This is a genomic window from Bradyrhizobium tropiciagri (assembly GCF_001189845.1).
Classification (GTDB): domain Bacteria; phylum Pseudomonadota; class Alphaproteobacteria; order Rhizobiales; family Xanthobacteraceae; genus Bradyrhizobium; species Bradyrhizobium tropiciagri.
Map to the genome: position 1 here is coordinate 1 of NZ_LFLZ01000078.1, position 17,801 is coordinate 17,801.

General features: G+C 64.4%; 14 protein-coding genes. 7 read left to right on the top strand and 7 right to left on the bottom strand.

The annotated features are described in order from the left end of the window. Nucleotides 1-36 precede the first annotated feature (36 nt). The 5 genes from AKN84_RS37360 to AKN84_RS37380 form a co-directional block, all read right to left on the bottom strand. Entirely contained in the window at nt 37-1,044 is a 1,008-nt protein-coding gene (locus tag AKN84_RS37360; RefSeq protein WP_050425410.1) for a methyltransferase, read from the bottom strand. A gap of 497 nt (nt 1,045-1,541) precedes the next feature. Beyond that, entirely contained in the window at nt 1,542-4,694 is a 3,153-nt protein-coding gene (locus tag AKN84_RS37365; RefSeq protein ID WP_050425411.1) for an efflux RND transporter permease subunit, read from the bottom strand. Between the two features lie 13 nt (nt 4,695-4,707). Then, a complete protein-coding gene (locus AKN84_RS37370; RefSeq protein WP_050425412.1) occupies nt 4,708-5,625 on the bottom strand; it encodes an efflux RND transporter periplasmic adaptor subunit in 918 nt (305 codons plus the stop codon). 273 nt (nt 5,626-5,898) lie between these two features. Further along, nucleotides 5,899-6,549, bottom strand: coding sequence for an OmpA family protein (locus AKN84_RS37375; RefSeq protein ID WP_050425413.1), 651 nt, complete (start codon nt 6,547-6,549; stop codon nt 5,899-5,901). A gap of 141 nt (nt 6,550-6,690) precedes the next feature. Further along, the gene (locus tag AKN84_RS37380; RefSeq protein ID WP_050425414.1) at nt 6,691-8,286 is read right to left on the bottom strand and encodes a caspase family protein; all 1,596 of its coding nucleotides are present in this window, start codon (nt 8,284-8,286) and stop codon (nt 6,691-6,693) included. A 486-nt stretch (nt 8,287-8,772) separates the two neighbouring features. Here AKN84_RS37380 and AKN84_RS37385 point away from each other — a divergent pair, with 486 nt between their 5' ends. Continuing rightward, a complete protein-coding gene (locus tag AKN84_RS37385) occupies nt 8,773-9,579 on the top strand; it encodes an N-acyl homoserine lactonase family protein (RefSeq protein ID WP_050425415.1) in 807 nt (268 codons plus the stop codon). A 29-nt stretch (nt 9,580-9,608) separates the two neighbouring features. Next, a complete protein-coding gene (locus tag AKN84_RS37390) occupies nt 9,609-10,520 on the top strand; it encodes an NAD(P)-dependent oxidoreductase (protein ID WP_283805569.1) in 912 nt (303 codons plus the stop codon). A gap of 242 nt (nt 10,521-10,762) precedes the next feature. On the opposite strand, the gene AKN84_RS37395 is transcribed toward AKN84_RS37390, so the two are convergent. Further along, nucleotides 10,763-11,323 carry a MarR family winged helix-turn-helix transcriptional regulator gene (locus AKN84_RS37395; protein WP_430649965.1) on the bottom strand — a complete coding sequence of 187 codons (561 nt, stop codon included), beginning with the start codon at nt 11,321-11,323 and terminating at the stop codon, nt 10,763-10,765. Nucleotides 11,324-11,514: 191 nt separating this feature from the next. Between AKN84_RS37395 and AKN84_RS37400 the strand changes: the two genes are divergently transcribed. The 5 genes from AKN84_RS37400 (at nt 11,515) to fahA (ending at nt 17,187) form a co-directional block, all read left to right on the top strand. Beyond that, on the top strand, nt 11,515-13,140 hold the full coding sequence (locus tag AKN84_RS37400; RefSeq protein ID WP_050425418.1) for an FAD-dependent oxidoreductase: 1,626 nt from the start codon (nt 11,515-11,517) through the stop codon (nt 13,138-13,140). Nucleotides 13,141-13,149: 9 nt separating this feature from the next. Next, a complete protein-coding gene (locus AKN84_RS37405; RefSeq protein ID WP_050425419.1) occupies nt 13,150-13,377 on the top strand; it encodes a DUF2783 domain-containing protein in 228 nt (75 codons plus the stop codon). A 28-nt stretch (nt 13,378-13,405) separates the two neighbouring features. Beyond that, nucleotides 13,406-14,359: an MBL fold metallo-hydrolase gene (locus AKN84_RS37410; RefSeq protein WP_024583655.1), complete on the top strand. Its 954-nt coding sequence runs from the start codon at nt 13,406-13,408 to the stop codon at nt 14,357-14,359. Nucleotides 14,360-14,361: 2 nt separating this feature from the next. Continuing rightward, on the top strand, nt 14,362-15,708 hold the full coding sequence (hmgA, locus tag AKN84_RS37415) for a homogentisate 1,2-dioxygenase (RefSeq protein ID WP_050425420.1): 1,347 nt from the start codon (nt 14,362-14,364) through the stop codon (nt 15,706-15,708). Between the two features lie 207 nt (nt 15,709-15,915). Then, complete coding sequence (gene fahA, locus AKN84_RS37420; RefSeq protein WP_050425421.1) at nt 15,916-17,187, top strand: fumarylacetoacetase; 1,272 nt, start codon at nt 15,916-15,918, stop codon at nt 17,185-17,187. A gap of 99 nt (nt 17,188-17,286) precedes the next feature. Here the strand turns inward: fahA and AKN84_RS37425 are convergent, their stop codons facing one another. After that, nucleotides 17,287-17,598: a DUF1272 domain-containing protein gene (locus AKN84_RS37425; protein WP_050425422.1), complete on the bottom strand. Its 312-nt coding sequence runs from the start codon at nt 17,596-17,598 to the stop codon at nt 17,287-17,289. Nucleotides 17,599-17,801 lie beyond the last annotated feature (203 nt).

Consider the following 17,801-nt stretch of genomic DNA (forward strand, 5'->3'; position numbering starts at 1 on the left):
GAAGCAGAAGTCAGTTATCTGACCTGGTAAGGCCGGTCAGCTTGGGCTGCCGATCAGGAGCGTGAAGGGCGATCGAGTAGCGACCGCTCGTTCAAAACGAAAGCCCGCAGCCGCAAAGAGGTCTTCAAATTCCTTTTGCGTACGCTCGCGACCGCCGGTCATCACCATCATAGTCATGTCGCTGTAGTTCACGTCCGGCTGATTCGGCGGCGTGAGGAGATGCTCTATTACGATCACATGCGCTGAGGCTGGCATCACAGAGCGGCAGCGCTTTAGAATGGAAATGACGCTCTCATCACTCTCGTCCATGAGAACTGATTTGATGAGGTAGGCATCACCGCCCTTCGGGACGCTCTTGAATACGTCGCCGCCTACGATCTCACATCTTTCCGCAACGTTGGCGGCCGTCAGCAAATTCTTGGCCTTGACAACAACGTGTGGCAGATCGAACAGGACGCCGCGTGTCTCCCGATGCTGCGCGAGGATGGCAGCCAGCAATGCCCCTTGTCCGCCTCCAATATCAACGATGACCTTGTAAGCCGAGAAATCATGCGCAGGTGCAATGGCGTTACCTCCTGAACGTGAAAGCTCGCTCATGGCGGCGTCAAAGATTCCGGTTTCCTCGGGCCTTTCGCCTCTCCATTCCCACAAATTCGCTTGGTACAGCAGTTCAAACGCACTCTTCCCAGTTCTCACGCTGTCGGCCAGGTTTGCCCATGATTGCCGGACGTAAGGTCGGCTGACATAACGTGCCCATGCGGAGCGAGAGTTCGGTGAGTCCGATCTGAGACACTCGCCAATCGGCGTTAGACGGAAATGCCGCTCCGGCCGTTCTTCCAGAAGACCAGCTGACGCGAGGGCGTGTAGTAACCTATACAGGGATGGAGGATCGCATTCCGTCTCGCGCGCGATATCGTCACTATGCAGCGTATTGTCTTTCAATACGTCGGCAATGCCAAGCTCAGCCATCGCCGATATTGTTTGCGATACTTGGAAGCCACTGATGAGTTTCATGAGTTCGATGACGGGACTCTGCGCAAGCATGTTCACTCCTCAGCGCAAATTGCATGGCAATTTAGCCGTTTCTGGCCTGACTTGTCACCGACGGCATTCTGTCTTCGGAGCGCTCGAAGTCCGTTCAGGGTAAAAAAGGCGACATCCCCGACCGTCAGGTCGCATGTCTGGTTCGCGCCCGAAAGCGTGCTTCCCAGTTCATGAGTAGGCGTCCTTAGGTCGAATAGCGACTGGCGCTGCGCTCCCTTCCCCGTTCTTACGGCGGCGAGACAAGCGAAGCTTGCTCTTGGAGGGGCAGGGTGAGGGGCCGTCTCCGCGCATACGGTGATGGCTGGAGTATGCGGCGACCCATTGTGAGCAACGACGGCTTGCGCAATTTCGGAATAATGGAAATCTAACCCTGATTTGCCCGACGTGTCAAGTTGCGGTGTCGAATGCCGGCCGCCGTCGGCTCCTTTGCATGGGGTTGTTTTCGATATTTTGAAGTACGTCGTCTCGTCGCGCCGTTGGCGAGGCGCGACTTCAGTTCACTCCGCGGCGGGCGAGATCATGTTGGGCGGTCCGGGCGGCCGCTTGGTCTGGTCGGTCTGTTTCTCGCTCGGCGTCAGCTCGTGGTCGGCATGTGAGACCACGAGCCGCTTGCCGAAGCGCCAGATCAGGCCGCCGATGTCGTCCATCACCATGAACATCGCCGGCACGAACACCAGCGACAGCACGGTCGAGAAGATCAGGCCGCCGATCACCGCGAGCGCCATCGGCGAGCGGAACTCGCCGCCGGCGCCGAACGCCAGCGCTGACGGCATCATGCCGGCGGCCATCGCGATGGTGGTCATCACGATCGGGCGGGCCCGCTTCATGCCGGCGTCGATCATGGCCTCCTCGCGCGCCTTGCCGTCGCGGATCGCCTCGACCGCGAACTCCACCAGCATGATGGCGTTCTTGGTGACGATGCCCATCAGCATCAGGATGCCGATCCACACCGGCGTGGTGAGCTGCTTGCCGGTCAAGAGCAGCGCGCCGATCGCGCCGCCGATCGAGAGCGGCAGCGAGAACAGGATGGTGATCGGCTGCAGGAAGGTGCCGAACAGCAGCACCAGCACGGCATAGACCATCATCAGGCCGGCGGTGATCGCGGTGGCGAAGCCGTCGGACAGCTCGGCGAGGCTCTCGGCGTCGCCGGACGGGCTGACCTTCACGCCCTTCGGCAGGCTCTTCATGACCGGCAGGTCGTAGATCAGCTTGGTGGCATCGCCGAGCGCGGCATTGCCGACCAGGTCGGCGGCGACGGTGGCCTGCCGCTCGCGATCGTAGCGGTTGATGCTGGTCGGGCCCTGGTCGAGCTGGATGTCGGCGACGACGGAGAGCGGCACGCCGCCGCGCTCGCCGCGCTGGCCGAGCGGCACGCGCAGCTGCTCCAGCATCTGCAGGTCGCTGCGCGCATTGTCCTCGAGCTGGACGCGGATCGGCACCTGGCGCTCGCCGGCGTCGAACTTCGCCAGCGCCGGGCCGACGTCGCCGATGGTGGCGACACGGATGGTCTGCGACAGGCTCTCGGTCGAGACACCGAGCCGCGCTGCGAGCTCGGCGCGCGGCCGGATGCGCAGCTCGGGCCGGTCAAGCGCGGTCTCCGAGATCACATTGGCGATGATCGGGATCCGCTTCATCTGCGTCGCCAGTTCGCTGGCGACGTTGTTGACGATGTTGCTGTCGGTGCCGGTTACGACCAGCGAGATGGCGCGCAGGCCGTTCTCGTCGAGGAACCAGAACCTGATGTCGGGGACGTTATCGAGCTCCTTGCCGATCGACAGTTCGAGCTCGCGCTGGGTGATCCTGCGATCCGCCTTCGGCGTGTAGTTGATGATCAGCGCGGCGCGGCGCACTTCCTGGATGCCCGGCGGCACCCGGCCGCCGTCGACGAACACGCTGCGCACCTCGGGCCGCTTGCGCAGGCGCGCCACGATCTCCTCGGTGACCTTCTCGGTGTAGGCGAGCTGCGAGCCGGGCGGCAGCTCCATCGCCAGCAGCGAGCGCGCGGTGTCCTGCGCCGGCAGGAAGCCCTGCGGCAGCAGCGTGATGCTCCAGATCGACGCCGCGAACACCGCAAAGCCGAGCAGCACGGTGATGTAATGGTGCTTCACCGACCAGGTGACGAGGCTGTGATAGGTGCGCAGGATGCGTCCGGGCGGCGGATCGTCGTGGTCGTGATGCTTGAGGAAATAGGCGGCCAGCATCGGCGTCACGAAGCGCGCCGCGAGCAGCGAGAAGAACACCTGCACCGACACGGTGATGCCGAACTGCTTGAAGAACTGCCCGGCGATCCCTGACATGAAGCTCGCGGGGGCAAAGATCGCGATGATGGTGAGCGAGATCGCGATCACCGCAAGGCCAATCTCGTCGGCCGCTTCAAGCGCGGCACGATAAGGCGTCTTGCCCATCCGCATGTGGCGGACGATGTTCTCGATCTCGACGATGGCGTCGTCGACGAGAATACCCGTCGATAGCGTGATGGCGAGGAACGAGACCAGGTTGAGCGAGAACCCGAGCAGGTCCATCGCCCAGAACGCCGGGAAGATCGACAGCGGCAGCGAGACCGCCGCGATGATGGTGGCGCGCATGTCGCGCAGGAACAGCAGCACGATGATGACGGCGAGGATCGCGCCCTCGAACAAGGTCGAGATCGCGGCCTCGTAATTGCCCTTGGTGAACTCGACCGAGGTGTCGATCAGCTTGAGGTCGACGTCGGGATAGGCGACCTTCAGCGCGTCGATGCGCTTCTGCACCGCGGCTGCGACGACGACGTCGCTGGCGCCCTTGGAGCGCTTGATGCCGAGCGCCACGACAGGTTCGCCGTTGAAGCGGGCGAAGGTACGCCGGTCGGCGATGGTATCGGTGACGGTGCCGAGATCGTCGAGCCGGATCTCGCCGCCGCCGAACAGCGGAATCATGGTGCCGGCGAGCTCGTTCAGCGTCTTGGCGCCGGCCAGCGTTCGGATCGCCTGATCGTTCTTGCCGATCTCGGCGCGGCCGCCGGCGACGTCGACATTGGTGCCGCGCAGGATCTGGCTGACATTGACCGCGGTGAGCCCCACCGCCTGCAGCTTGTCGGGATCGAGCGAGACCAGGATCTCGCGCTCGACACCGCCGATGCGCTCGACCTGAGCGACGCCGCGCACGCCCTGCAGCGCGCGCTTGACCACGTCGTCGACAAAATAGGACAGCTGCTCCGGCGTCTTGCCGGGCGAGATCGCGGCATAGGTCACAATCGGCAGGCCGATCACGTCGACGCGCTGGATCAGCGGCTCGGTGACGTTCTGCGGCAGGTTGGCGCGCACCCGCGTCACCGCGTCCTTGACGTCGTTGAGTGCGCGGTCGGTGTTGGTCTCCAGCGCGAACTGGATCGTGGTCACCGACAGGCCGTCGGTGATCGAGGAGGAGATATGGCGCACGCCCTCGACGCCGGAGACGCCGTCTTCGATCGTCTTGGTGACCTGCGACTCAAGTTCCGAGGGTGCGGCGCCGAACTGCGAGACCGCGACCGAGATCACCGGAATGTCGGCGCTCGGCAGCCGGGTCACCGCGAGCTTGGTGAAGGAGACCCACCCCAGCACCAGCAGGATGATCGAGAAGACGATCGAGGGAAGCGGGTTCCGGATCGACCATGCCGAGATGTTCAAAGCCATTAGCGTGCCCGAATTAGCGTGATCGCGTGCGATCGAGTTCGTCGGCGAACATGGTCTTGATCTGGTCGCCATCATGCAGCGAGGTGCCAGCATCGGCCACGACGATTTCGCCGACGTCGAGGCCATCAAGGATTTCGGTCGAGGTATCGGAGGTCAGCCCGACGCGCACCCTGCGGGTCTCGACCGTGTTGCCCTTCACCACCTGCAAGGTCAGGCGGTCGATCGCGGTGCGCGGCACCGCGACGCCGCAGGAGCGCTTGGCGTCGATGTTGGCGCGCGCGAACATGCCGACCTTCAGTGTCGGATTGTTGTTGATGGTGATGCGGACATGGCCGAGCTGGGTGGCGCGGTCGATCTGCGGCGAGATCTGGCGGACCTTGCCGACGATGTCGGGCGCGTCGTCGCGGCTGATCCGGACATTGGCGCCGGGATTGAGCTTCAGGAGCTGGAAGCCCGGCACCTCGGCGTCGAGCTCGATCTCGTTGTTGACGGAGATCTTGAACATCGGCGGAGCCTGCGGCGAGGCCGGGGCGCCGGGTGCGGTGCGCACCTCGGTGACGAGGCCGGCGGCTGGCGCGCGCAGCACGACCGGCTTGGCATTGGCCTGGGCGGCCTGCTGTGGCGGCGGGGTCAGCCGCGCCAGTTCCTGGTTCTCGGTCACGGTGTCGCCCTCGCGCACCAGCACGTCGGTGACCTTGGAGCCGTCCTGGTCGACATTCACCTGCGCCTCGCGGCGCGGCACGATGAAGCCGGTGACGCGGACCATGTCGGAGAAGCAGGCATTGGTCGACTTCGTCACCACGACCAGCGCCTGGCCCGGCGTCTCCTTCTCCTCGGGATGGGAGCGGTGCTCGAACGCGTAATAGGCGACAGCCAGCGCGAGGAAAACCACCGTCCCGAGCGCAGGCTTGAGGTATTGGGAAAAGTTCATCGCCTGATCAATCCAGAACTTGGCGCGTATCGACAGGGATTGTCTTGGGCGCTCGTCGAAGTCTCATCACGCTCGCCATCGTATTCCTTGAGCATGCGGAAGGCCGGTGTCCATTGTTCCGGATCAAGCCCTGACGTCATGTGAGGCGGGTCACCTGTGGCTGCTCGGGGCTTCTGCCCTCAAGCAAATGCGCCCCGCCGGGGTGCGGGACGCATTGTAACCTCAAAAAGCGCCTACGCCACCGCCCATCACATCCAGATCATTTGGACCAGATCACTTGGATGCGGTGTCCTTGTTTTCGACGTTGACCACCTGGACGCGCCGGTTGATGTCCGCCATCGGGTGGCTTGGGTCCTTCAGCTTGCTCTTGCCATAGCCGACGGTGACGAGATCGGTGCCGTTGATGCCGTATTTGTCGACCAGATAGCGCTTGATGGCGTCGGCGCGGCGCTCCGAGAGGCCCTGATTGTAGTCCTCGCCGCCGGCGGCGTCGGTGTGGCCGGCGACCACGAAGGTCGAGCCCTTGAGGTCCTGATTGGTGAGGGCGCGGCCGAGCGCCTGCACCGACGGCAGTGATTTCGCGCTGATGTCGGCGGAGTTGTAGTCGAAATTGATCTCGAGATCGATCTTCGGCTTATCCTGTACGATGGTCGCGATTTCCTCGCGTTCGGTCGAGGACAGCGAGCGGGTGGCGCGGCCGCGGACGCTCTGCACGAATTTGGCCTGGTCGGCGTTCAGCCCGGGCGAGGTCTGCGGGCCGACCGACAGGCCGCGGGTCAGCGGCTTCTTCTCGGGTGTCAGTGCCTTGATGATCTGGTCCTCGGTGACATCGTCACCGGCGCGGGCGGCCCCCATGCCGAACGACAGCATGGCGCCGGCGGTCATGATTGAAAGGATCGCGGCCTTTGCCGACGGCTTGAACATTTCGGTCCCTCCTGCGCCGGCTGGCGCGGTTCCATGCAACGCTTCAGATCGATTGGCCGGCATCGCTGCCCGGCACGCACCCTCTGATTAGTCGCGCGATCGCATCAGCGGTTCGAGCTGCGGCAGGCGGTCGTCCATTTGTTACTGGACGCCGTAGTCGGCGAATTCCTTGACGATGTTCGGGTCCATCGCCTTGGCGTTGGCGATGTCGAGATCGCCTTCCGCGACCGCGCCGTTGCGCTTCTTGGCAAGGCCGCGTCCGTACAGCGACGAGGTCAGCCGCGGATTGATCTTCAGCGCAGCGTCGAAATCGGCGATGGCGTTCTTGTTCTGCCCGCCCTTCAGGTTCATCAGGCCGCGGCTGTCGAGCGCGTCGACGAAGTTCGGGCGCAGCCGCAGCGCCTCGTTGCAGTCCTTCAGCGCCGCCTGCAAATCGCCGATCACGGTGCGGACCCAGCAGCGGTTATTATAGGCCTCGACATCCTTCGGGTTCAGTCGCAGCGAATTGGTGAAGTCCTTCACCGCGAGGTCGTAAGCACCCTTGCTGGCATAGACCTGGCCGCGGCGATACAGCGCAGCTGCATCGTCGGGATTTTTGTCCAGTTTCTCGCTCAGGCTCTTGATCGTCGGATCGTCGGCGAGAACGGGCGAATTGCTCGGCGCCGGCGTGGGCTGGATCACCACCGGCGGCGGAGGCGCAGGCGGCGGCAACGCGATCTCGGGCGCCTTCGGCGCAGGCGGCGCTGTCGCGACCGAGGGCTTCGGCGGTGCCGGTGGCGGCGTCGGCGCTGTTGCCGCAGGAGGCGCTGGTGCCGGCGTCGGCGTTGCCGCGGGCGGAACTGGCGTTGCTGCGGGCGGGGCCGGCGGAGGCGCGACCGGCGGTGCGGTGGCTACTTCGGTTGACGGCGATGCGGTCGGCGCGGGCGCAGCATTTGGCGATCCCGGTGCGCCGCTTTGAGTGGCTGCGCCGCTTGGAGTGGCTGCGCCGCCTGGAATGAACGAGAAATCTTCAGCCAGTGACGACGAAATCCACGGCACCTGTTCCTGCCGCGAGGCCCGGGTGACGCCGACGCGGGTGCGGTTCAGCGTCTCCTCGGCCATCAAATCGGGGGTGCGGATCTCCTTCAGCAGTTCCCGCACGAACAGGCTGCGGTCGCTGCCATTGTCGGAGACGACGGACGACAGCGCAGCCGAATACATCACCAGCGTGCCATTGGGCGCGATGACCGGGGCGAGGCCTGCCGAGAAGCTGCGGAAGCGGCGCTCGAACGGGTTGCGCCTGGAGGCGTCGATCAGGGCGATCTTCACCCCGGCGCCGCGGCTGTTGATCTCGCCGAGCGCGGTCTCGAGGCTGAAGCCGTCGCGGCGGACGTCGGCCTCGGCCCAGATCTGGGCATCGACCGGGATCATGTAGCTCTGCCGGTTCGACTGGATGCCGTAGCCGGAGAAGAAGATCAGCGCGACCGAGCCGGGCTTGATCTTGCCATAGAGCCGGTCGAAGGCGCGGCGCATGCCGTCGCCGGTCAGGTTCTCGCCGACCTCGACGGTGAAGCCGTCGCGCTTCAGCTCGTCGGCGACGTCACGGGCGTCGTTGACCGGCTCCTTCAGTGGCGCGTCGGCATCGGGATATTTGGCGTTGCCGATGACCAGCGCGAAGCGGTCGCCGGCGGCGAAGGACAGGGTCGGCGACGCGATTGAAAAAATCAGCGTGGCGAGCAAGGCAAGGCGGATTTTCATAATCGCGGCAAATCCAGATCGCGGCATTCCAATGAAATGGCGCCGCTTACAGCCTGCGCCTCGGGAACCTTACTCTAGAGCCTTTTCCGTTCCGATGGAAATCGGAACGGGGCTCTAGATTCTTGTTTTGACGCGTTTTCTTCACGCGAACCGGCAGCCACTTCGCTCGAAAACGCTCTAACGAAAATCCATTATCAAACCACGGCCAAACTCCCGTCAACGGCTTGCGGCAGCATCGTTATCGCGGTGACGCCCGTAAGGCCGCAGTGCAACAGCGTGCGGTCATGGCGGCCATCGCTGTCCTGGCATGGTGCCGGTTCCGGCGAGCCGATAATGTGATTGCACTCACATGGCCCCTGCCGCCCTGTCATGCGCTCGTCGCACGGCGCGCGGTTTGACCTTTGCGCGAGGCGATGGCTTTGTGTCCGGGACCGGCAGGCCATTTTAAAAGACCTGCAAACAAGACCGCAAACAAGAGCGAAACCGATGGGAAACGCCTACGAGATCTACGCCCTGCGCTATGCGACGATGTCGCCGCGCACGCCCCACCTCAATTTCCTGGTCCCCGATCCGCACGACACCACGGCACAGGATCTGGATTATTTCGTCTGGCTGATCCGTGGCCACGGCCGCGACATCCTGGTCGACACCGGCTTCAACGCCGAGGAGGCCACGGCGCGGGCCCGCAAGCTGACGCTCAACCCGGTCGATGCGCTGGCCAATTTTGGCGTCAGCGCCGACGCGATCCGCGACGTCATCGTCACTCATCTGCATTATGACCATGCCGGCAATCTGGATCGCTTCCCGAACGCCAAATTCCATCTGCAGGAACGCGAGATGAGCTACGCGACCGGCCGCTGCATGTGCAACGGCATGCTGCGCCATCCGTTCTCCATCGAACATGTCACGCAGATGGTGCGGCACGTCTATGGCGAGCGCGTCACCTTCCATTCCGGCGACGGCGAGATCGCGCCGGGCGTCACCGTGCATCGCGTCGGCGGCCATTCCGACGGCCTGCAGGTGGTGCGGGTCGAGACCGCGCGCGGCCCGGTGGTGCTGGCATCCGACGCCGCGCATTACTATGCGAACCTGCACAAGAAGAGCCCGTTCCCGATCGTCTACAATGTCGGCGACATGGCGCAGGGCTGGGAGACCGTCGAGCGGCTTGCCGGCCATCCCGATCGCTTCATCCCCGGTCACGATCCGATCGTCAGCGAGATCTATCCGCGCGCCAGCGACAAGGTCGATGCGTTCGCGCTGCATCTGGCGCCATCGCGATCATTCGCGAAGTAGCCTGGTCGCTCGGGCGGCGCATCTCCAACATTCAAGAAACGTCAAGAAGAAGCAGCGATATGACTGAATACAGGACTCTCGGGTTCATCGGCCTCGGCGTGATGGGTGAGCCGATCTGCCGCAACCTCGTCAGGAAGAGCGGCAAGCGCGTCGCGGTGTTCGACCTCGCGGCCGAGCCATTGCAACGGCTCCGCGCCGACGGCGCCGAGGTCGCCCGCTCCGTCGCTGATGTCATCAAGCAGAGCGACGTACTGTTCCTCTGCCTGCCCAGCGCCAAACATGTGCGCGCGGTGTTCGAGGGTGACGGCATTTTGAAGAATGCGAGGGGCGGCCAGGTCGTGGTCGATCTCGGCACGTCCTCGGTCAGCCAGACCCGCGACTTTGCCGCGCAGCTCAAGGCCAAGGGTGCGGCCTGGGCCGATGCGCCGATCGCGCGCACCCGGCAGGCGGCGCAGGACGGCACGCTCAGCGTGATGGTCGGCGCGGTGCCCGCGCTCTATGCCGCGATCGAGCCCTTGATCCGCTGCTTCGCCACCGACGTCACCAATTGCGGCGATGTCGGCGCCGGGCAGGTGACCAAGATCCTCAACAACATGGTGCTGTTCGAGACCGTAAACGCGCTGGCCGAGGCGGTTGCGGTGGCGAAGCACAATGGTGTCGATCCGAAACTGCTGCTGGAAACCCTGTCGAAGGGCTCGGCCGACAGCTTCGCGCTGCGCAACCACGGCATGAAGGCGATCGTGCCCGGCGCGTTTCCCGAGCGCGCATTCTCGACCGAATATGCGCTGAAGGATCTGTCCTACGCACTCGAGCTCGCCGCCGACGCCGGCATCACGATCCGCGGTGCCGAGCTGATCGGCACGGTGCTGCAGGAGGCGATCGACAAGGGGTCGAAGGACAATTATTTCCCGGTCATCGCGAAGCATATCGAAGGGGCGTGACGGCTCCGTCACTGCGAGTAGCGCAGCGACGAAGCAATCCATCGTTCCGCATGCTTGGATGCATGGATTGCTTCGCTTCGCTCGCAATGACGGTGGAGGGACTGACTGCGCACAAAAATTCTATCACCGTCACCCTGAGGAGCGCGCTCTTGCGCGCGTCTCGAAGGGTCGACGGCCACCAGCCGGGCCGTACATCCTTCGAGACGCGCTACGCGCTCCTCAGGATGACGGGTTGAGTGGCCCTAATACACATCCTTCGCGTCGGCCTCTTCGCTGGTCTGCACCAGCTCGAGGCTGGTCTCGACCTTGCCGAGCAGGCGGCCGAGGTCGCGGCGCTCCTGCGCGGAGAGGCAGGACAGGATTTCCTGCTCCTTGCGCAACAGCCGCGGGATCAGCTCCTCGTACAGCGCCTGGCCCTTCCTGGTCAGCCGCAGGCGGAATTCGCGGCGGTCGTCGGCGTTCTCGACGCGCTCGACGATCTCGCGCTCCATCAGTGCCGACACCGCGCGGCTGATGGTGGATTTATGCGTGCGGGTGCAGTGCGCGATGTATTGCGCACTGCAGGGATCGCTGCGGAAGCCGAGCGTCGCGAGCACGCGCCACTCGGGAATGTCGAGGCCGTAGCGCGCCTGATATTCGCTCGATAGCGCCGAGGACACCTCGGCCGCCAGCCGGTTGAGGCGGAACGGCATGAAATGAAACAGATCGAGGCGCTTCTTCGCCGGCGCGGCATCGTCGCGCGCGTCGGCTTCCACGGCGCTGCGCGGCCGGGCTGGAGGCTGGCTTGCAGAGGTCCTGGCCAAAAAATTCCTCCAAATTGAGTTGACGTCGAGCCCGACTGGGGGTTTAAGATAGTTGCAAGTGAGACTAATTTAGCAAGGTCGCGACCGACCCGCAAGGTCCTGTCGCAAGCCGGTCACACAAGCCGCAGCCCGAGCTACAGACAAGGGCCGGCACAAGGGAACATCCAAGGTCACGCAAGTAGGGTCAAGCAATGGCAGCCAATACGGCACAGGCCAAAACCCAGTTCGGCTATCGCCGCCACCCCGACCAGGAGCGGTCGGGCGCTAACGTCGCGGAGCATCCGGTCGTCGTGGTCGGCGCCGGGCCGGTCGGATTGTCGCTCGCGATCGATCTCGCCCAGCGCGGCCAGCGCGTGGTGCTGCTCGACGATGCTGACCGGATCGGTGAAGGCTCGCGCGCGATCTGCTTCTCGAAGCGCTCGCTGGAATTCTGGGATCGCCTCGGCGTCGGCGACCGCATGGTCGAGAAGGGCGTGGTGTGGAGCGTCGGCAAGATCTTCCACGGCGCCTCGCAGCTCTACCAGTTCAATTTGCTTCCCGAGGAGGGCCACAAGCGGCCCGCCTTCATCAATCTCCAGCAGTTCTATGCCGAGGCCTATCTGGTCGACCGGGTCGAGCAACTGCCAGAGATCGATCTGCGCTGGCGTAACAAGGTGATTGCGCTGGAGAGCCGCAACGACGGGGTCGCGCTGACCATCGCGACGCCTGAAGGCTCCTACCAGGTCCATGCTTTGTTTGTCGTCGCCTGCGACGGCGCGCGTTCCTCGCTGCGCCAGATGGTCGGCGCGGAGTTTGCGGGCCAGGTGTTCGAGGACCAGTTCCTGATCGCCGACGTCAAGATGACGGCGGCTTTCCCGACCGAGCGCTGGTTCTGGTTCGATCCGCCGTTTCATGCCGGACGCTCGGCGCTGCTTCACAAGCAGCCCGACGACATCTGGCGGATCGATCTGCAACTCAATCCGGATGCCGATCCCATAGCCGAGAAGCAGCCGGAAAATGTGCGGCCGCGGATCGAGCGCATGCTCGGGCACGACAAGTTCGAGTTCGAATGGATCTCGCTCTACAAGTTCCAATGTCGCCGGATGGCCAGGTTCATCCACGGCCGCGTGATCTTCGCTGGCGATTCCGCGCACCAGGTCTCGCCGTTCGGCGCGCGCGGCGCCAATTCCGGGCTCGAGGACGCCGAGAATCTGGCGTGGAAGCTCGACCGCGTGCTGCGCCAGCTGTCGCCCGAGACTTTGCTGGAGAGCTATCATATCGAGCGTAGCGCGGCGGCCGACGAGAACATCCGCGAGTCCACCCGCTCGACCGATTTCATGGCGCCGGTGACAAAGCAGGAGGCGCGGCTGCGCCAGGCGGTGCTGTCGCTCGCTGAGGATACGGAGTTCGGCAAGCGCATGGTCAATGGCGGCCGGCTGTCGGTGCCGTCGGTCTACGACACGCCGCTGTCGAGCGGCGACCGCGACGATTGGCGCGGCGGCCCGCGGCCGGGCACCTCGATGCTCGACGCGCCGGTGACGGAGCCGGGTGGCGGTTCCGGCTATCTGACCGATGCTTTCATCAGGCAGGGAACACGTTTCACGCTGCTGACGTTTGGCAATGGCGCTGATGTCGATGTGCCCGAAGGCGTCGGCAGCATCCGGGTCGGCGGCGCGGGCGGGCTGGTCGACGCGCAAGGCCTTGCCGGCCAGCGCTACGATGCCGAGCCCGGCACCGCCTATCTGCTGCGGCCGGACGGTTACGTCGCAGCACGTTTCCGCAACGCAGCGCGGCCGATACTCGACGCGGCGCTGGCGCGCGCGGCCGGTTTGAACTGAGGATCCGTCATGGCGCTGTCGACCAGTTCGAACTTCGCAAAGCCCGATGACGCCTTCCGCGCCATCGTCGAGGCGCATCGCGGCCTCACCGACGCACAGAGCGCCGATCTCGATGCCGCTCTGGTTCTGGTGCTCGCCAACCACATCGGCGATCTCGACGTGCTGCGCGAGGCGATCGCGCTGGCAAAACGACGGACGCTGGACGCGAGCCAGCAGCAACAGCAGCAACAACAATAGCACTGATCAAACGAACAGGATTGAACTGATGGCCAAAGGTTTCGCATCGACCACGGACCTCGCGGAGAAGAAGGTCACCTTCTCCGAGATCGGCACCGATCTCTACGCCTTCACCGCCGAGGGCGATCCCAACACCGCCGTGATCGTCGGCGAGGATGGCTGCCTGGTGTTCGACGCGCAGGCGACGCCCGCGATGGCCAACAAGGTGATCGAGCGGGTCAAGACCGTCACCGACAAGCCGATCAAATATGTCGTGCTGTCGCACTATCACGCGGTGCGGGTGCTCGGCGCCTCCGCCTACAAGGCGCAAGGCATCGTGGCCTCGCAGGAGACCTACCGCCTGATCGAGGAGCGCGGCCAGCAGGACTGGGATTCCGAATACGGCCGCTTCCCGCGCCTGTTCCAGGATGCGGCGAGCATTCCCGGCCTGACCTGGCCGACGCTGACCTTCGAAGGCGAGATGTCGATCTATCTCGGCAAGCGCGAGGTGCGGCTGATGCAGCTCGGCGCCGGCCACACCTCGGGCGACATCGTCGCCTGGGTGCCGGATGCCGAGGTGATGTTTTCGGGCGACCTCATCGAGTACCACTCGGCCTGCTATTGCGGCGATGCGCATTTGCGCGAATGGCCGATGACCTTGAACGAGATCCGCGCCTTCAATCCGAAGGCGATCGCGCCGGGCCGCGGCGACGCGCTGAAGGGCCTCGAGACCGGACGTGATGCGATCGCGATGACCCGCGATTTCGTCACCACGCTCTACGGTGCCGCCGAATCGTCCGTCGCCAAGGGCCGCAGCCTGAAAGAATCGATGGCGGCGACGCGCGAGGTGATGGATCCGAAGTTCTCGAGTTTTGCGATCTACGAGCACTGCCTGCCGTTCAACGTTTCGCGCGCCTATGACGAGGCGTCCGGGATCGACGATCCCGTGATCTGGACCGACAAGCGCGACCAGGAAATGTGGGCCGCCCTGCAAGGAGGATAGTGATGAACATCAACACCTCGCCTGATCAGATCGTGCGCAGCTCGGGGCAAGTGACGCCGGGCTACATGTCCGGCTTCGGTAACAGCTTTGAGACCGAGGCCTTGCCCGGCGCGCTGCCGATGGGGCGCAACTCGCCGCAGCGCTGCGCCTATGGGCTCTATGCCGAACAATTGTCCGGCTCGCCGTTCACGGCGCCGCGCGGCACCAATGAGCGCTCCTGGCTCTATCGCATCCGTCCGTCGGTGCGGCATTCCGGCCGCTTCGCCAAGGCCGATGCCGGGCTGTGGCGCACCGCGCCGTGCCACGAATACGACATGCCGATCGCACAGCTGCGCTGGGATCCGGCGCCGATCCCGAAGGAGGACATGACCTTCCTGCAGGGTGTGCAGACCATGACCACGGCGGGTGATGCCAACACCCAGGCCGGCATGGCGGCGCACATCTATCTCATCACCAAATCGATGATCGATCAGCATTTCTACAATGCCGACGGCGAGATGATGTTCGTGCTGCAGCAGGGCAATCTGCGGGTCGTCACCGAGTTCGGCCGCATCGATGCCGAGCCGGGCGAGATCGTGGTGATCCCGCGCGGCGTCAAGTTCCGCGTCGAGATTCCTGACGGACCGGCGCGCGGCTATCTCTGCGAGAATTACGGCGGCGCGTTCACGTTGCCGGAGCGCGGCCCGATCGGCGCCAATTGCCTCGCAAATTCGCGCGACTTCCTGACGCCGGTGGCGACCTACGAGGACAAGGACACGCCGACCGAGCTCTACGTGAAATGGGGCGGTTCGCTGTTCAAGACCACGTTGCCGCATTCGCCGATCGACGTGGTCGCCTGGCACGGCAATTACGCGCCCTACAAATACGATCTGCGCACCTTCTCGCCGGTCGGCGCGATCGCCTTCGATCATCCCGATCCCTCGATCTTCACGGTGCTGACCTCGCCGTCGGAGACCGCCGGCACCGCGAATATCGACTTCGTGATCTTCCCGGAGCGCTGGATGGTGGCTGACAACACCTTCCGTCCGCCGTGGTACCACATGAACATCATGTCGGAGTTCATGGGCCTGATCTACGGCGTCTACGATGCCAAGCCGCAGGGCTTCGTGCCCGGCGGCATCAGCCTGCACAATTGCATGCTGCCGCACGGCCCCGACCGCGAAGCCTTCGAGCACGCCAGCAACAGCGAGCTGAAGCCGGTCAAGCTGACCGGCACCATGGCCTTCATGTTCGAGACCCGTTTCCCGCAGCGCGTGACCCAGCACGCCGCGACGTCATCGACGCTGCAGGACGACTACTCGGATTGCTGGAAGGGCCTCGAGAAGAAGTTCGACCCGACCAAGCCATGATCTTACCCTCCCCTGGAGGGGGAGGGTCGGTTCGCATGCAGCGAAGCGGAATGCGAAACGGGGTGGGGTGATCTCTCAACACGGGCGGTGCGTTCGCGGATAGACCGTCACCCCACCCCGCCGCTCATTTCATTCGCGTCGACCCTCCCCCTCCAGGGGAGGGTGAAGAAGATCAGCTGTTGCGCCAGATTGCACATCGGAACCCCCATGACCCACCCCAACGACCCCAAACTCCGCTCCTTCATCGACGTCGCACCCACCTCCGACTTCCCGATCCAGAACCTGCCCTACGGCGTGTTCTCGTCGAAGGATGGCCTTGCGCCGCGTGTCGGCGTTGCGATCGGCGATTATGTGCTCGATCTCTGGGAGCTCGAGCAGGATTCCCGGCTCGATGTCGGGCCGCTCGGCGTGTTCTCGCAGCCGTCGCTGAACGCCTTCATGGCGCTCGGGCCGAAGGTGTGGTCGGCGACGCGGGCGCGGATCAGCGAGCTGCTGCGCTCGGATCATCCGGAGCTGCGCGACAACAGGGAATTGCGCGCACGGGCGCTGGTGCCGATGGCCGATGTCAGGCTGCACATGCCGTTCGCGGTCTCGGGCTATACCGATTTCTATTCGTCGAAGGAGCACGCCACCAATGTCGGCGTCATGTTCCGCGGCAAAGACAACGCGCTGCAGCCGAACTGGCTGCATATGCCGATCGGCTACAACGGCCGCGCCTCGACGGTGGTGGTGTCGGGCACCAAAGTGAAGCGGCCGCGCGGTCAGCTGAAGCCGCCGACCGCTGAAGTGCCGAGCTTCGGCCCGTGCAAGCGGCTCGACTTCGAGCTCGAGATGGGGGTCGTTGTCGGGCAGGCGTCGGCGATGGGCGAGATGCTGACCGAGAAGCAGGCCGAGGAGATGATCTTCGGCTTCGTCATCCTCAACGACTGGAGCGCGCGCGACATCCAGCAGTGGGAATACGTGCCGCTCGGCCCGTTCCAGGCCAAGGCGTTCGCGACCTCGATCAGCCCGTGGGTGGTGACGCGCGAGGCGCTGGAGCCGTTCCGCATGCAGGGCCCGAAGCAAGAGCCGGAGCCGCTCGCTTATCTCAAGCAGGCCCGGCCGAACAATTACGACATGCAGCTCGACGTCGCGTTGCGCGCCGGTGCGATGAACGAGGCCAAGACAATCTGCAGCACCAATTTCAAGTACATGTATTGGTCGTCGGTGCAGCAGCTGGTGCACCACGCCTCCAGCGGCTGCGCGATGAATGTCGGCGATCTCCTCGGCAGCGGCACGATCTCCGGTCCGGAAAAGCATCAGCGCGGCAGCCTCCTGGAAATCAGCTGGAACGGCACCGAGCCGGTGGAGCTTGCGAGCGGCGTGACGCGCTCGTTCCTCGAAAACGGCGATTCGCTGGTTATGCGTGGCTGGTGCCAGGGCGACGGCTATCGCGTCGGTTTTGGTGAGGTCGAGGGCACCATCGTCGCTGCGGAGTGACGCATCCGTCATTGCGAGCGAAGCGAAGCATCCATCGATCCGCGTATGACGACGGATGGATTGCTTCGTCGCTTTGCTCCTCGCAATGACGAGGAGAGGTTATCGATCCTCTGGACGAATCTCCCGCAGCCGCGCCGTATGCGCCGCGCAGTCCTCGAGACTGTATTTCAGATGCACCCGCTTGTCCGACGGCGGCTGGTTCATGGTGCAGACACCCGGCCGCCACGGCTTGGCCGGGCGGATCGGCCGCGGCGCAAAGCCGCCGCCGCAGTTCGGGCAGACATTGCCGAGCTTGGTCTCGGCGCAGTCCGCACAGAACGTGCATTCATAGGAGCAGATCCGGGCGTCGGTGGCGCTCGGTGGCAGGTCCTTGTCGCAATATTCGCAGTTCGGTCGCAGCTGCAGCGCCATGGTCGTTCCTCAGTTTCTTGATGGATGCCGCACACTGGCTGCACCTCTCCCCTTGTGGGAGAGGTCGGATCACATCGCAAGATGTGGTCCGGGGGGGGGGTCGCGGTCTCTCGGCAGAGTGTGCTCCGCGGAGAGAACCCCTCACCCCAACCCTCTCCCACAAGGGGAGAGGGAGCCCACCGCCGATGTTGCACCATCGAACC

Coding starts and splice junctions, on each gene's coding strand:
- fahA (WP_050425421.1), top strand. CDS start 15,916: ATGACCCACCCCAACGACCCCAAACTCCGCTCCTTCATCGACGTCGCA.
- AKN84_RS37380 (WP_050425414.1), bottom strand. CDS start 8,286: ATGAAAATCCGCCTTGCCTTGCTCGCCACGCTGATTTTTTCAATCGCG.
- AKN84_RS37375 (WP_050425413.1), bottom strand. CDS start 6,549: ATGTTCAAGCCGTCGGCAAAGGCCGCGATCCTTTCAATCATGACCGCC.
- AKN84_RS37425 (WP_050425422.1), bottom strand. CDS start 17,598: ATGGCGCTGCAGCTGCGACCGAACTGCGAATATTGCGACAAGGACCTG.
- AKN84_RS37385 (WP_050425415.1), top strand. CDS start 8,773: ATGGGAAACGCCTACGAGATCTACGCCCTGCGCTATGCGACGATGTCG.
- AKN84_RS37370 (WP_050425412.1), bottom strand. CDS start 5,625: ATGAACTTTTCCCAATACCTCAAGCCTGCGCTCGGGACGGTGGTTTTC.
- AKN84_RS37400 (WP_050425418.1), top strand. CDS start 11,515: ATGGCAGCCAATACGGCACAGGCCAAAACCCAGTTCGGCTATCGCCGC.
- AKN84_RS37405 (WP_050425419.1), top strand. CDS start 13,150: ATGGCGCTGTCGACCAGTTCGAACTTCGCAAAGCCCGATGACGCCTTC.
- AKN84_RS37360 (WP_050425410.1), bottom strand. CDS start 1,044: ATGCTTGCGCAGAGTCCCGTCATCGAACTCATGAAACTCATCAGTGGC.
- AKN84_RS37410 (WP_024583655.1), top strand. CDS start 13,406: ATGGCCAAAGGTTTCGCATCGACCACGGACCTCGCGGAGAAGAAGGTC.
- AKN84_RS37365 (WP_050425411.1), bottom strand. CDS start 4,694: ATGGCTTTGAACATCTCGGCATGGTCGATCCGGAACCCGCTTCCCTCG.
- hmgA (WP_050425420.1), top strand. CDS start 14,362: ATGAACATCAACACCTCGCCTGATCAGATCGTGCGCAGCTCGGGGCAA.